This is a genomic window from Pseudarthrobacter sp. NPDC092202, assembly GCF_044755505.1.
In the GTDB taxonomy this organism is placed as follows: Bacteria; Actinomycetota; Actinomycetes; order Actinomycetales; family Micrococcaceae; genus Arthrobacter.
In genome coordinates this window covers 22297-35847 of sequence record NZ_JBIVRG010000007.1, presented here as the reverse complement: position 1 = coordinate 35847, position 13551 = coordinate 22297, and the positions used below count along the sequence as shown (strand labels likewise).

14 protein-coding genes are annotated in these 13551 nt (G+C 66.2%); 4 read left to right on the top strand and 10 right to left on the bottom strand.

The features are described from left to right. The first annotated feature begins 26 nt into the window (after positions 1–26). Positions 27–1103 carry a DNA integrity scanning diadenylate cyclase DisA gene (disA, locus tag ACIQF4_RS12320; protein WP_066280172.1) on the top strand — a complete coding sequence of 359 codons (1077 nt, stop codon included), beginning with the start codon at positions 27–29 and terminating at the stop codon, positions 1101–1103. Positions 1104–1168: 65 nt separating this feature from the next. On the opposite strand, the gene ACIQF4_RS12315 is transcribed toward disA, so the two are convergent. Next, complete coding sequence (locus ACIQF4_RS12315) at positions 1169–1849, bottom strand: hypothetical protein (RefSeq protein WP_400515829.1); 681 nt, start codon at positions 1847–1849, stop codon at positions 1169–1171. Positions 1850–2038: 189 nt separating this feature from the next. On the opposite strand from ACIQF4_RS12315, the gene ACIQF4_RS12310 reads away from it, so the two are divergent. From ACIQF4_RS12310 to ACIQF4_RS12300, 3 genes are all read left to right on the top strand, one after another. Then, the gene (locus ACIQF4_RS12310; RefSeq protein WP_400515828.1) at positions 2039–2974 is read left to right on the top strand and encodes an A/G-specific adenine glycosylase; all 936 of its coding nucleotides are present in this window, start codon (positions 2039–2041) and stop codon (positions 2972–2974) included. A gap of 76 nt (positions 2975–3050) precedes the next feature. After that, complete coding sequence (locus ACIQF4_RS12305; protein ID WP_400515827.1) at positions 3051–3482, top strand: DUF3592 domain-containing protein; 432 nt, start codon at positions 3051–3053, stop codon at positions 3480–3482. Positions 3483–3600: 118 nt separating this feature from the next. Beyond that, positions 3601–4089 (top strand): hypothetical protein, encoded by a 489-nt coding sequence (locus ACIQF4_RS12300; RefSeq protein WP_400515826.1) that lies wholly within the window; start codon positions 3601–3603, stop codon positions 4087–4089. Positions 4090–4141: 52 nt separating this feature from the next. Here ACIQF4_RS12300 and ACIQF4_RS12295 read toward each other — a convergent pair whose 3' ends face one another. The 9 genes from ACIQF4_RS12295 to ACIQF4_RS12255 all read right to left on the bottom strand — a co-directional run bounded on the left by ACIQF4_RS12295 (position 4142) and on the right by ACIQF4_RS12255 (position 13550). Beyond that, positions 4142–4318 (bottom strand): hypothetical protein, encoded by a 177-nt coding sequence (locus tag ACIQF4_RS12295; RefSeq protein WP_400515825.1) that lies wholly within the window; start codon positions 4316–4318, stop codon positions 4142–4144. 67 nt (positions 4319–4385) lie between these two features. Continuing rightward, on the bottom strand, positions 4386–5078 hold the full coding sequence (gene dhaM / locus ACIQF4_RS12290) for a dihydroxyacetone kinase phosphoryl donor subunit DhaM (protein WP_400515824.1): 693 nt from the start codon (positions 5076–5078) through the stop codon (positions 4386–4388). Further along, positions 5075–5707 (bottom strand): dihydroxyacetone kinase subunit DhaL, encoded by a 633-nt coding sequence (gene dhaL / locus ACIQF4_RS12285; RefSeq protein WP_400515823.1) that lies wholly within the window; start codon positions 5705–5707, stop codon positions 5075–5077. Before dhaL ends, dhaM begins: the two co-directional genes overlap by 4 nt. Before the next feature lie 2 nt (positions 5708–5709). Continuing rightward, positions 5710–6711 carry a dihydroxyacetone kinase subunit DhaK gene (gene dhaK, locus ACIQF4_RS12280; protein ID WP_400515822.1) on the bottom strand — a complete coding sequence of 334 codons (1002 nt, stop codon included), beginning with the start codon at positions 6709–6711 and terminating at the stop codon, positions 5710–5712. A 243-nt stretch (positions 6712–6954) separates the two neighbouring features. Continuing rightward, the gene (locus ACIQF4_RS12275) at positions 6955–7464 is read right to left on the bottom strand and encodes an amino-acid N-acetyltransferase (protein WP_400515821.1); all 510 of its coding nucleotides are present in this window, start codon (positions 7462–7464) and stop codon (positions 6955–6957) included. 70 nt (positions 7465–7534) lie between these two features. Then, complete coding sequence (locus tag ACIQF4_RS12270; protein ID WP_400515820.1) at positions 7535–9655, bottom strand: alpha/beta fold hydrolase; 2121 nt, start codon at positions 9653–9655, stop codon at positions 7535–7537. Between the two features lie 427 nt (positions 9656–10082). Beyond that, positions 10083–12575, bottom strand: coding sequence for an ATP-dependent Clp protease ATP-binding subunit (locus tag ACIQF4_RS12265; RefSeq protein WP_104185679.1), 2493 nt, complete (start codon positions 12573–12575; stop codon positions 10083–10085). A gap of 328 nt (positions 12576–12903) precedes the next feature. Continuing rightward, on the bottom strand, positions 12904–13236 hold the full coding sequence (locus ACIQF4_RS12260) for an Lsr2 family protein (RefSeq protein WP_350001266.1): 333 nt from the start codon (positions 13234–13236) through the stop codon (positions 12904–12906). A 134-nt stretch (positions 13237–13370) separates the two neighbouring features. After that, complete coding sequence (locus ACIQF4_RS12255) at positions 13371–13550, bottom strand: hypothetical protein (protein ID WP_066273147.1); 180 nt, start codon at positions 13548–13550, stop codon at positions 13371–13373. Position 13551: the final 1 nt, after the last annotated feature.

The following is a 13551-nucleotide window of genomic DNA, read 5'->3' as shown; positions in this document are numbered from 1 at the left end:
CGGTCCGCACCTTTGAAGGGAACACTATGGCGCGGAGCCCCGAAGAATCGCTCAGGGCAACACTGGGCAGGGTGGCTCCCGGAACTCCCCTTCGTGACGGCCTTGAGCGGATCCTGAGGGGCCGCACCGGCGCGCTGATCGTCCTTGGCTCGGACCGGACCATTGACTCCATCTGCTCCGGCGGCTTCGACATCGGCATCGACTTCTCCCCCACCCGGCTCCGCGAACTCGCCAAAATGGACGGCGCCATTATTTGCGACAAGGACGCCGGCAACATCCTCCGCGCCGCCGTCCAGCTTGTCCCCGACTCGAGCATTGAAACCCAGGAGTCGGGCACCCGGCACCGCACAGCCGAGCGCGTTGCCATCCAGACCGGCGTGCCGGTCATTTCAGTGAGCCAGTCCATGCAGATCATCGCCCTGTACGTCAACGGCCTGCGGCACGTCCTGGAGGGCTCGGAGAAAGTCCTTGCCCGCGCCAACCAGGCCCTCGCAACGCTGGAGCGCTACCGCTCACGCCTGGACCAGGTCACCAGCTCACTCTCGGCCCTGGAAATCGAAGCCATGGTGACCGTACGGGATGTCGCCGTGACGCTGCAGCGGCAGGAAATGGTCCGCCGGATTTCCGAGGAAATTGCCCAGTACGTCCTGGAACTGGGCGAAGACGGCCGCCTCCTCTCCCTGCAGCTCGATGAGCTCACCGTTGGCCGGGGCCCCGGCAGCGACGTCATCATCCGCGATTACGGGGCTCCGGACGCCACCCCGGAGGACATCGAGAACGCCGTCAGCGCGCTGGTCAGCCTTGGCCCCACGGAGCTGATCGACCTAGGGAAGATTTCCGGAATTGTCGGGTTCGCGGGCGGCGAGGCCAACCTCGACGCCGTCGTGCAGCCGCGCGGCTACCGCCTGCTGTCCGGGTTGAAGGCAGTTCCAAAGGCTGTCGCTGACCGCCTGGTGGACCACTTCGGCGGGCTGCAGTTCCTGATGGCCGCCACGATCGATGACCTGATGACCGTCGACGGCATTGGCGACCAGCGCGCCCGCACCGTCCGGGAGGGCCTGAGCCGGATGGCGGAAGCAAGCCTCCTGGACCGCTTCCTCTAGCCCCATCGATTGCTCCGTAACCGTCGTTATGGAGGCTGAAAACGGCATTTATGGAGCAGCGGATGCTAGTTCAGCTGGAAGACAGCCTTGGGGCTTGCTTTGGACCCGAGCTTCGCCGTGAAAATGTAGTACGCCCCGCCGCCGCCCGGCTTGGCCTCAATGGGCTGGCAGCCCTCCACGCTCCGGTTGCGGGACCAGGGGAAGTTAGCCGTCTCGCTGGCTCCCGGCGCAATGACCTTCACCAGGTCCTCGCTCTTTGCCTGGCAGTCCCGGGAGGAGAAGATCCGGTCCGCGCCGCTGGTCACCAGGAACTCCATCTGCGATGTTCCGATGTTGACTTCGCAGGGCATGGTGCCGCCGTTGGTCACCTTGAGCGTCAGCATGGGATTTTCGCCGGGGCCGTAGGCCGCCTTATCAGTGGACGCGGAAACAGTCACCAGGTTCTGGTTGCAGCCGGGCGTGGCGGACGGGGTGGGCGTCGCCGCAGGTTCGGACGCCGACGGCGAAGGTGAAGCCCCGGCCGCAGGTTCTGCAGATGCCGTCGCCCCCGTGGACGAAGCCTGTTCCGACTTGCCGCCGAAGGCGCCGGCCACGGCGAAGCTGCTGACCAGCGCAATGATCAACAGGAGTGCACCGCCCAGGAACAGCCGACGGCGGCGGTAAACTGCCGCGCTCGGCTTGCGGAGGGCACTGGAACCGGATCCCGGTACCCTGCCATGTGGTGATGATTCGCCTTGCCTGCCCATCCTCCTAGGCTAGAGAACAGGCCCGTTTCTGTTCACCCACCACGCCGCCGCGCCGCAGACGCTCTGGTCACATCCCGTTTCGGCCCGCCCGGACACATCCATTACAGTGTTGGCATCGACACCGAATCCTCTACCGCCGTTTCTCCGCGCCCTGCCGATCCTCTGGGTCCTGCATGCACTGCCGGCACCGTGGCCGGCCTTGATCTGCTGCACGAACGTATCAACGGCTGGTTCAGCGAAACTGCCCGCGACCTGCCCTGGCGTGAGCCCGCGTGTTCGCCCTGGGGCATCCTTGTCAGCGAGATCATGCTCCAGCAGACGCCCGTTGTCCGGGTGCTGCCGGTGTGGCACGAATGGCTGAAACGCTGGCCCACCCCGGCGGCCCTGGCTGGCGAACCCGCAGGGGAAGCGGTGCGCTCGTGGGGGCGGCTGGGATATCCGCGGCGGGCGCTCCGGCTGCACGCTGCAGCCGCGGCGATTACCAGGGACCATAACGGCAAGGTCCCGGACACGTACCCGGAACTGCTGGCGCTTCCCGGGGTGGGCAGCTACACGGCCGCCGCCGTGGCTGCCTTTGCATATGGCCGGCGCGAGACCGTGGTGGACACCAATATCAGGCGGGTCCATGCACGCCTGGTTTCCGGTACCGCGCTTCCGGCTCCGGCGTTGACCACGGCGGAGATGCGCCTGGCCGCGTCGCTCCTTCCGGCCGACGATGGTTCTTCCGTGCGGTGGAACGCTGCGGTGATGGAACTGGGGGCGCTCGTATGCACCGCCCGGGCACCAAAGTGCGCCGCCTGCCCGGTCAGCGACCTCTGTGCCTGGCGCGCGGCAGGCGAGCCGCCGCCGTCGTATGTTCCCAAGGGGCAGGCCTGGCACGGCACGGACAGGCAGGTCCGCGGTGCCGTGGTTGCCATACTGCGGCTGGCAGAAACGCCGGTGCCGCCGGACGTGTTCTTCCGGGAACCGGCCGACCTGGGCTTTGCTCCGGAGGGAATGGCCGTGCCACTGGCCGCCCTGCACCGACTCAATTCCGCACCGGAACAGCTGGAACGGGCGCTGGCCGGCCTGCTTGCCGACGGCCTGGCGGAGATGTACGACGGCGGCTACCGGCTTCCTGCCTGAGCACCGGGCACGGGCGGGGGCAGGGAAAATATGCGCTGGGTGGCATACTTTCAGGTGACGGGAACAAGGGGGAACCATGAAGATGATCCTGTACATCGTATGGGTGCTGTTCGTCATCGCCGCGGCGTTCGCGGTGGTCCGTGCTGTGCGCACCACGAAAAGCGAAGAGCAGCAGGCCGCGTCATGGCCCAAAGTGCAGGCCACCGTCACGGGCAGCGTGGCGGGGTGGACCAACGGAGGCGGCGGGTCCAGCCGCAGCCGGCGCTACTTTCCGATGTACCAGTTCACGGATCCGCACGGAACGTTGTTTGCCGGCGAGTCAGAGGTCCCCTTCGCAAGCCAGCCGGTGCCGGGTGCGCCCCTTGAGGTGGCCTACAACCCCGCCAATCCCAACGAGTCCCGGCAGGTTTCCTCCAAGCCCCGGTCCACGCTGGGGTGCGTTGTCCCCTTCTTCGCCGTTTTCGCCCTTGCCTCACTGTGGTTCATCAGTATCTTCCCTGTGGACTGACGCGGCCCCTGATTGCGCCAGTTACCGTTTGGCAGTCACTGCTGCGCCGGCCATAACGATGCGGGCATCAGTTGGGTTGGGCCCGGGACGCCCCGGCCACGGCGCCCTACCCTGAAGTATGCGCAGGCAAGGGCTGCTTTTGGCTTTGATCACGACGGCGGGACTCGCCACGGCCTGCGGTCCGGGTCCCGGCGCGGTTCCCTGCCCGGCGATCGCCCAGGCCACCGCAGTCTCGGTAATGATCCCGGCCAGCTACGCGGAGCAGGTCGCTGGCCTGCACCTGAAAGCCTGCCAGGAAGGCACCTGCAGGGAGGACGATGTGGAGCTCCGCCCGGGCAGCTCATCCATCGACCAGGGCTGCACCGACGGCGTTTGTTCCGCCACGGCCTCTCCGAACGGCAGCAAAGACGGGGTGCTGATGCTGCAGGCCCTCACCGAATCCCCCATGGCAGTAACAGCATCGGGAACCGCACCGGACGGGACGGCACTGCCCGTGCGCAGCGTCGAGTTCCGTCCGCGCGGAGACTATCCGTTCGGCGAGCAGTGCGGCCGCTTCATCACCGCAGCTGTAATACTCGATGCCGAAGGCCTGCGCCAGCAGGACTGACCCTTGGAGGCCAGGCTGGTTCAGGCGACGCGTGGCGCAGTGCCGGGTTGGGTCAGAACAGCGCCGGCTGCCCGAAGGCGTCGTCCCCTGCGGGGGCGGATCCGGCATCCTGCGCCGGAGTGCTGTGCCGCCATTCGAACCCAAGATCAGCCAGCAGTTCCTCGACGGACGTCTGCCCTTCCAGTACTTCAATTTCCGCGGGGCTGTCTTCGAGCTGGGGCCGTTCCATGGCATCGAGCTTATTCGCAGGAAGGGCCGCTACCCCGGGAACACACCGCCGGTTACCCAAACGAGGCCTACGGCTCGCCAAATCCTGCCTGCACCAGTCCGCCCACGTAGTTCACGGCCCGTTCCGCGTCGGCGCCCCAGGCTTCCACATGCAGCACGGACCCCTTGCCGGCACCGAGGGTCATCAGGCCCGTCATGGACGCCCCGTCCACCCCGTTGACCGTCACCTCCGCATCCAGCGCGGACAGTCCGCCCGCAATCTTCGCGGCGGGGCGGGCGTGCATCCCGGCCTGGTTTACCAGCTCAAAGTCGCCGGTGAAGTCCGGACCCTTTCCGGTGGCGGAGCCTTCACCGACCATCTTCAGCGGGGCGTCCTCCGGATGGCGGGCGGGACCGCCCACGGATTCCGCCGCCCGTTTGACCGCGTGCATGTCCGCACCGCCCTGCGCTGCTACCGCGGCTGCCACCAGCCCTTCCACCAGCGGGGCATCCGCCAGCACCATGGTTTCCGGGTTCTCGGCGAACTCGAGCGCGGATTCGGCCGTCATCACGGCCGACCCCAGGTCAGTGAGGATCACTGTGCCGCCGCTGTCCGCCTTGTCCAGCGCGGCCAGGACTTTCTCCAGGCTGGTGCCGATCCTTCCGTCGGTGGTGCCCCCGGCGGTGAGGACCAGGACGTCGGGCGCCATTTGCGCGGCAAGCTCCGCGGCGCCGTCGGCAATTTTCTCACTGTGGGAAACCACCACGATGCTCACGGTCACGCAGCGGCCCCCACGGCTGCGCGGAGAATCAGGGCGGACGAGGCCGCACCGGGGTCCCGGTGCCCCGCGCTGCGCTCCCCCAGGTAGCTTGCGCGGCCCTTCCGCGCCACCATGGGATCAGTGGCAACGGCGCCAGCTTCGGCAGCCTCGGCCGCCGCCACCAGGACGGTGAGGACATCGCCGTTGCCGTCCGTCGCGGCCTTCCGGGCGGCTTCCACGGCCGGCGTCCACGCATCCACCATCGTCTTGTCTCCGGACTCTGCCTTCCCGCGTGCCACGATGCCGTCCCGGGCTGCGGCAAGGGCGCCTGCCCAGGCTGCGGGATCGATGTCCGGCGCGTCCCCGAGGGATGTTGCGGCCCGGAGGAAGGCGGTGCCATAGAGCGGCCCGGCGGCCCCGCCGACCTTTGACATCAGGGTCATGGCTGTCAGCTTCAGGGCGGCCCCGGGGGTCTGCGGCGGGGCCTCAGCCAGCTTGTCCAGGACAGCCTGGAAGCCCCGGTCCATGTTTTCCCCGTGGTCCGAATCCCCGATTGCCCTGTCGAGTTCGATCAGCTCCACCCGGTGCTCGGCCATGGCCTGGGCGGAGAGGGTCAGCCACTTAACGGCCCAGGTAACATCAAGCCCCACCGCTACACGCCCCAGCGAAGGGCTGCCGTGTGCACCGGCGCGTCCCACAGTTCCGTGAGCTCATCATCCAGCCTCAGGACCGAGATGGAGCACCCCTGCATTTCCAGCGCGGTGATGTAGTTGCCCACCAGTGAACGTTCCACCGTTGCGCCGTGGTCCGCCAGGACCTGCGCCGCCCGCCGGAAGACGATGTACAGCTCACTCAGCGGCGTGCCGCCCATGCCGTTGACGAACAGGAGAACCCTGTCCCCGGATGTGACTCCCAGGTCGGCCAGGACAGGTTCCAGCAGGCGGTCGGTGATGCCGTCCGCGTTCTCCATGGGGATCCGGTGCCGGCCAGGCTCGCCGTGGATGCCGATGCCGATCTCGATCTCGTCCTCGGCAAGGTCGAAGCTTGGCGTGCCTGCGTGCGGGACGGTGCATGCGGACAGCGCCACACCCATGGTGCGGACATTTGCATTGACGCGTTCACCCACCGCAGCCACCGCCTCGAGGCCATCGCCCCTCTCCGCGGCCGCGCCGGCAATTTTCTCCACCAGCACAGTTCCGCCCACGCCGCGGCGGCCGGCCGTATACAGCGAGTCCTCAACGGCGACGTCGTCGTTGACCAGGACCGTGCGGACGCTGACGCCCTCAGCCTCCGCGAGTTCGGCTGCCGTTTCGAAGTTCAGGACGTCGCCAGTGTAGTTCTTCACGATGTGGACGACGCCGGCCCCTGAGTTGGCCGCGAGGGTCGCCGGAAGGATCTGGTCCGGCGTCGGTGAGGTGAACACCGCCCCCGGCACGGCGGCGTCGAGCATTCCCACCCCCACATAGCCTGCGTGCAGCGGTTCATGCCCGCTGCCTCCTCCGGAGACCAGCCCCACCTTGCCGCCCACCGGCGCGTCCTTGCGGGTGATGAAGGTGGGGTCTGTGCTGACGGTAACCAGATTGGGGTAGGCCATGCCGAAGCCCTGTACGGATTCTTCGACGACGGCCCGGGGGTCATTGATGAGTTTTTTCATGGCGGTGCTCCTGGCTCTGCTTCCTGGAGAATGTCACCTTGACCCTACTACCGGCAGGCCCGGCAGCGGTAGGTTCCTTGAAGCCGCCCGGCGGTCCGGACCTGGACGCAGAAAAGGGACAGCCCCCAATGACTGTCCCTTTCCTGTGGGCCCCCCAACCCGGCCACACAAAGTTTATCCATCAATTCGAATAAAACAAGTATGCGCAGGTCAGGGGGCTGCAGCTGGTTTTTGGGTTCGATCCTAGAGCGCCCGGATCATCCGGGTGTTGCCAAGGGTGTTGGGTTTGACCCTGGCGAGGTCTAGGAACTCAGCCACGCCCTCGTCATGGGAGCGCAGGAGCTCGGAGTACACCACGGGATCCACTGCGGACTGGTCAGCCATCACCTCGAAGCCGTGGCGCTTGAAAAACTCCACCTCGAAAGTCAGGCAGAAGACGCGCGCCACCCCCACGGCACGCGCTTCCTCGAGCAGGCTTTCCACCAGCACGTGCCCCACCCCTTTGCCGCGCCAGTCCTCGGACGTGGCCAGGGTGCGGACTTCAGCGAGGTCCTCCCACATCACATGCAGCGCTCCGCAGCCGATCACCTCGCCGTCGCTGGACTCTGCGATGCGGAACTCCTGCAAGCTTTCGTAGTAGGCCACCGTTTCCTTGGCCATCAGAATCCGCTGGTCTGCCAGCGGCGCCACCAGTTTCTTGATGGCGGAGACATCGCTGGTGCGGGCAGGGCGGATATGGAAGGACTCAGTCACAGAGCCATCCTACGAGGCGTGACGGCTGCGCTCGGGGAACAGTGCCGGCCCTGGTACGGCGCCAACCAATCTAGAGCCCGAGTTCAGGCGGCAGGGGCAGCTCCTGGTCCAGGACATTTTTTGCCAGGAACGATTCCACCACCTGGTACCAGACTTTGGCATGCTGCGGCTGGAGCACCCAGTGGTTCTCGTCGGGGAAGTACAGGAAGCGGTGCGGGGTCCGCCCGTCCTGGTCCGCGGCCAGTTTTGATTTGGACAACAGTTCGTACCAGAGGCGCAGCCCCTCGCCGATTGGCACCCGGTAGTCTTTGTCCCCGTGGATCACCAACATGGGCGTGCTGATGTTTTCCACGTGGAGGTGCGGCGAGTTCTCCAGCGCCATCTCTTCGGTCATTTCCTTCAGCCAGTACTGCGAGGCGTCGGTGGTGGGACCGAACTGGTCAAGGGCCCACAGGCTGGCGTGGGTCACGATGGCTTTGAACCGGTCCGTCTGTCCTGCCACCCAGTTGGCCATGTAGCCGCCAAAGGAGCCGCCCATCGCAGCGGTGCGGCCGGCGTCGATGTCAGGGCGTTCGACGGCGGCGTCGGTCACCGCCATGAGGTCGGTGAACGGGGCCTTGCCCCATGTCCCCCAGCCGCGCTGGATGTGGGCCTGGCCGTAGCCGGTGGACAGTGCCGGGTCGGGCAGCAGCACCGCGTAGCCCTTGGCCGTCAGCAGCCAGGGGTTCCAGCGCCAGGTCCAGGCGTTCCATGACCCGAGCGGCCCGCCGTGGATCCACAGCAGCATCGGCGCCGGGGACTCCGCCGCTGCGCCTTCCGGCAGCGCCAGGTAGGCCGGGACGCGGGACCCGTCAGCCGCCGTCGCCGCAATGCGTTCCAGCCTGCCGGGGCGGACCGGCCGCTCAGCGGGGGCGGGCAGCCGCGTGGTCTCGCCGGTCTGCAGGTCGATGCGGACAGGTTCGGGCGGGAACTCATACGAGCTCCGGAGCGCGTAGGCGCTGCGACCGTCCGGGGAAACCACGACGTCGGTATAGGCCGCGGCGTCCTCCGTCACCCGGGTGACGCCAACGTGAGCCGACGCGGCGGGGACGCTGATCCGGAAAACCGGCGACGCGCCGTCGTCGTCCGCGGTGGCCAGGATAGCGGAGCCGTCAGGAAGCCAGGCCGCAGGCTTCGGCCACCTGTCCCAGTCGTGGGCGAGCGGCGTAAGGCCGCCGGGAGCGCCGTCCGCCCCGGACACATCCAGCAGGTGGAGCTTGACCTGCGGCGCTTGGTGCGGCGTGGTGTCGCTTTCGCTGACCACTGCCAGGGTGCTGCCGTCCGGGCTGACGGGCCCAGGGAAGTAGCTCATGCCTTCCTCGTCCAGAAGCACCTTGGTGCTCCCGGAAGCCACATCCACGGCAACCAGGATGCTGCGGCTGTCAGCCTTGGCCAGCGGCCTGGTGTAGCTCGCGTAGATGGTCCTGCCGTCGGGGCTCACCGCCGTCTCGGCTTCCCGGAGCCTGGGCCCGGCATCGGGCGTGAGGTTCCGGAGCGCCAGTGGCGCCGAGGCGTCCACGGTGGCCGGCTTGCCGGGTGCCCTGTCGGTTCCCTGCTCGACGGCGAAAATGCGGGGCTGGCCCGGACCCAGGTCCGCGTCCCAGTAGCGGACCGGGTACTCGCTGTGCAGGATGGCGGAAACTTTGTTGTCCTTGCGGGACTTGCGCCGCTCGGCGTCGTCGTCCTCATCCGCCGACCCCGCCAGGACCTCCGCGACAACGAACGTGGCGTCCGCCGCCTTGGCGGTCATCACAGCACCCACGCCACCCGGCCGGTTCAGCACCACCCGGGCCTCGCCGCCGTCCGCAGGGAGCAGCCACAGCGCGTTCACGGGGTCGCCTTCCGGACTGTCCGGGTCCGGGCGCGCCGACGTGAAGTAGACATCGCCGCTGGCCGCGAAGGCCGCTCCGGCCTCGCCTTTGGCACTGCGGGTGATCCGTCGCGCCTGCTTCTGGCCCGCGGGATCCAACTCCCACAGGGCGGTGGCGAATTCGGTGCCCTTGCCGTTCAGCGTGGCCACGGTAGTGACCAGGCGCCGGCCGTCCGGGCTCAAAGCCAGTCCACTCACCCGCGGGATGGACAGGTAGTGGTCCAAATCATGAAAAGGGGTCAAAGGTTGCTCATCCGGGATCGCCGGTTCCAAGTTAGCCATGCCCCCGATTCAACCCGACCGTGTCCCACATCACAAACAGGCATGGCGACGCACATCGCGTCTCCCAGCGGCGGTGGCTGCGTCACCTTGGTGCCCGCGCGAGCGGTATGTGGCTGGGACGCGCCGCCACCGGCGCCATTTGCCGCTTGCTGCTCCTTCGTCGCTTTGACGCAAGCTACACAAATGACCCCGGCGCCTGCGCTGAGTGCCGCCGCGCACGAGGTGCCGGGCATCAGGGATTTATGTAGGCGCCGTCAAAGCGAGGAACGAGCAGGCGCCGGGAAATCTCTGATGGCCGGCACCGGACAGAACCGCGGCAGAGACCTGACCCACGGGTGACCGCCGGATGCCAACGCTTTGACGGGACGGAGGGCAAAGCGAAAGCCCCGCCGCTCCTTGTGGAGTGACGGGGCATTGGCTGTGGAAACTAGACGCTCGGAGCGATTTCCGGGATGCGTGGCTTGGCGTTGCCGGCGAACGTGAACTTCGCGTCGTCACCTTCGCCTTCCACGTCCACTACGACGATGTCGCCGGCGTGGATCTCGCCGAAGAGGATCTTCTCGGAGAGCTGGTCCTCGATCTCGCGCTGGATGGTGCGGCGCAGCGGCCGGGCACCCATGGCGGGGTCGTAACCGCGGGTTGCGAGGAGCACCTTGGCGGCGGGCGTGAGCTCGATGCCCATGTCCTTGTCCTTGAGGCGCTTCTCCAGCCGGGTGACGAAGAGGTCCACGATCTCGATGATCTCGTCCTGGGTGAGCTGCGGGAACACCACAACGTCATCCACACGGTTCAGGAACTCGGGGCGGAAGTGCTGCTTGAGTTCCTCCGTCACACGGGCACGCATGCGGTTGTAGCCGGTCTGCGTGTCGGTGCCGGACTGGAAGCCGGTGGCAACGCTCTTGGAGATGTCCCGGGTGCCGAGGTTGGTGGTCATGATGATCACGGTGTTCTTGAAGTCCACTACGCGGCCCTGGGAGTCGGTCAGGCGGCCGTCTTCCAGGATCTGGAGCAGCGAGTTGAAGAGGTCGGCGTGGGCCTTTTCCACTTCGTCGAACAGGACCACGGAGAACGGACGGCGCCGGACCTTCTCGGTCAGCTGGCCGCCTTCCTCGTAGCCAACGTAGCCCGGAGGGGCACCGAAGAGCCGGGAGACGGTGTGCTTCTCGGAGTACTCGGACATGTCCAGCGTGATGAGGGCGTCCTCTTCACCGAACAGGAACTCCGCGAGTGCCTTGGCGAGTTCGGTCTTGCCGACGCCGGTGGGGCCGGCGAAGATGAACGAGCCACCGGGACGCTTGGGGTCCTTGAGCCCTGCACGGGTGCGGCGGATGGCCTGGGACAGGGCCTTGATGGCCTCGTTCTGGCCGACGACGCGCTTGTGCAGTTCGTCTTCCATCTTCAGCAGGCGCGAGGATTCTTCCTCGGTCAGCTTGAACACGGGGATGCCGGTGGAGTTGGCCAGCACCTCGGCGATGAGGTCCTCATCCACCTCGGAGATGTCGTCCATGCCGCCGGACTTCCAGTGGCGTTCCTTCTCGGCACGTTCGGTGATCATCTTCTGCTCTTTGTCGCGGAGCGCGGCTGCACCTTCGAAGTCCTGCGCGTCAATCGCGGACTCCTTTTCCATCTTCAGCTTGGCGATGCGCTCGTCCATGGCCTTGAGCTCCGGCGGAGCGGTCATGCGGCGGATGCGCAGCCGGGCGCCGGCTTCGTCGATCAGGTCGATCGCCTTGTCCGGCAGGAAGCGGTCAGAGATGTAGCGCTCGGCGAGGCTGGCAGCAGAGGCAAGGGCGCCGTCGGTAATGGTGACGCGGTGGTGCGCCTCGTAGCGGTCACGCAGGCCCTTGAGGATCTCGATGGCATGCGCCACGGAGGGTTCCTTGACCTGGATCGGCTGGAAGCGGCGCTCCAGGGCAGCATCCTTCTCGATGTGCTTGCGGTACTCATCCAGCGTGGTGGCGCCGATGGTCTGCAGCTCACCGCGGGCCAGCATGGGCTTCAGGATGGAGGCAGCATCGATTGCGCCTTCGGCGGCACCGGCACCCACCAGGGTGTGGATCTCGTCGATGAAGAGGATGATGTCCCCGCGGGTGCGGATTTCCTTGAGGACCTTCTTCAGGCGCTCTTCGAAGTCACCGCGGTAGCGCGAGCCTGCCACCAGCGAACCGAGGTCCAGGGTGTAGAGCTGCTTGTCCTTGATGGTCTCGGGGACGTCGCCGCGGACAATCGCCTGGGCAAGGCCCTCGACGACGGCCGTCTTGCCGACGCCCGGCTCACCGATCAGGACCGGGTTGTTCTTGGTACGGCGGGAGAGGACCTGCATGACGCGTTCCATCTCCTGCTCGCGCCCGATGACCGGGTCCAGCTTGTTTTCGCGCGCAGCCTGGGTCAGGTTGCGGCCAAACTGGTCCAGGACGACGGATCCTGCAGGTGCACCCTCAGGCTGGCCGGAGCCGACGCCTGCGCCGGTGGTCTCCTTGCCCTGGTAGCCCGAAAGGAGCTGGATGACCTGCTGGCGGACCCTGTTCAGGTCGGCGCCGAGCTTGACCAGCACCTGGGCGGCAACGCCCTCACCCTCGCGGATGAGGCCCAGCAGGATGTGCTCCGTGCCGATGTAGTTATGGCCCAGCTGGAGGGCTTCGCGCAGCGAGAGCTCCAGCACCTTCTTGGCACGGGGGGTGAAGGGGATGTGGCCGGACGGCGCCTGCTGGCCCTGCCCGATGATCTCCTGCACCTGCTCGCGAACGCCGTCGAGCGAAATGCTCAAGGACTCAAGAGCTTTGGCGGCAACACCCTCACCCTCATGGATCAGACCCAAGAGGATGTGTTCGGTACCGATGTAATTGTGGTTCAGCATGCGTGCCTCTTCTTGGGCAAGCACAACTACGCGACGGGCACGGTCCGTAAATCGCTCAAACATTTCGCCACACTCCTAGCTACGACGTACTTTGATGCTACGTGGCTGGCCACTGGTTGTGGAGCGTGTTCGCCACAGGGGAAACCGTGGTGGTTTCGGGAATACGGTGGCGGGCCGTCCGCGGGTGCCCCCGCCGGCTTCCGGACAGCCCCGCCGGCTACTCCTGCCGGGCAGGGCACGGACACCCGCCACCACCGGAAGCCTTTGAAACATGGAGGCCGTTAAAACCGAATTGCCGGTCCGCGCCGCAAAGCAGCCTTAAGTCCGGGAACGGAAAAAGCCCCGCTTCCCCGTTGTTGGGAAGCAGGGCTTACCGGAGCCTTGGGCGGAACTAGGAATTTGCCTTTTGGTAGGCTTCCTGGATTTCGGCCTGAATTCGGCCGCGGCTGTTAACCGTGTAGCCGTTTTCACGCGCCCACTGCCTTATTTGGGCAGAATCGTGGCTGCGGCCGCTGGCTGCCGCTTTGCTTCGGACGGCCCGGCCCCCGCCGGACGATTTCCGTGCGGCTCCAACAAACCGCTCAAGCGAAGAGCGGAGCTCGGCGGCGTTTGACGCCGAAAGGTCAATCTCGTAGTTGACCCCGTCAAGGCCAAACTTCACATTCTCGTCTGCGGATCCCCCATCCAGATCATCAACGAGGATGATGTTTACTTTCTGTGCCATTTAAAAGACTTCCTTTTGGAATGGGTTCGGTTTTCAGAAAAGCAGGATGTTTCCTAAAAAGTATGACTCTTTTTAGGGCAACGCGTCAAAGTACCGAATGGTTCCAGTGGATATTGGCAAGAAAGTCCGGGGGTTTATCTATTCGATTCCGGGTCAGGCCGGTCAACGGGTGCCGCAGTCCGGGTTTCAGCTTCTGCCTGGGCCTGGGCCTCGGCCTGGCGCTCGGCCTTGTCCGCATTGAAGATCGATTTCATGGCGAACCAGAAAAGCAGGCCCACCACAATGGACGGGAGGAGGACGGCCACGTATTCCATG

Bases quoted from the DNA above. Each gene is read 5' to 3' on its own strand.
- ACIQF4_RS12305 (WP_400515827.1), top strand. From the start codon at position 3,051: ATGAAGATGATCCTGTACATCGTATGGGTGCTGTTCGTCATCGCCGCG.
- ACIQF4_RS12265 (WP_104185679.1), bottom strand. From the start codon at position 12,575: ATGTTTGAGCGATTTACGGACCGTGCCCGTCGCGTAGTTGTGCTTGCC.
- ACIQF4_RS12260 (WP_350001266.1), bottom strand. From the start codon at position 13,236: ATGGCACAGAAAGTAAACATCATCCTCGTTGATGATCTGGATGGGGGA.
- ACIQF4_RS12295 (WP_400515825.1), bottom strand. From the start codon at position 4,318: ATGGAACGGCCCCAGCTCGAAGACAGCCCCGCGGAAATTGAAGTACTG.
- dhaK (WP_400515822.1), bottom strand. From the start codon at position 6,711: ATGAAAAAACTCATCAATGACCCCCGGGCCGTCGTCGAAGAATCCGTA.
- ACIQF4_RS12255 (WP_066273147.1), bottom strand. From the start codon at position 13,550: ATGGAATACGTGGCCGTCCTCCTCCCGTCCATTGTGGTGGGCCTGCTT.
- ACIQF4_RS12315 (WP_400515829.1), bottom strand. From the start codon at position 1,849: ATGGGCAGGCAAGGCGAATCATCACCACATGGCAGGGTACCGGGATCC.
- ACIQF4_RS12270 (WP_400515820.1), bottom strand. From the start codon at position 9,655: ATGGCTAACTTGGAACCGGCGATCCCGGATGAGCAACCTTTGACCCCT.
- disA (WP_066280172.1), top strand. From the start codon at position 27: ATGGCGCGGAGCCCCGAAGAATCGCTCAGGGCAACACTGGGCAGGGTG.
- ACIQF4_RS12300 (WP_400515826.1), top strand. From the start codon at position 3,601: ATGCGCAGGCAAGGGCTGCTTTTGGCTTTGATCACGACGGCGGGACTC.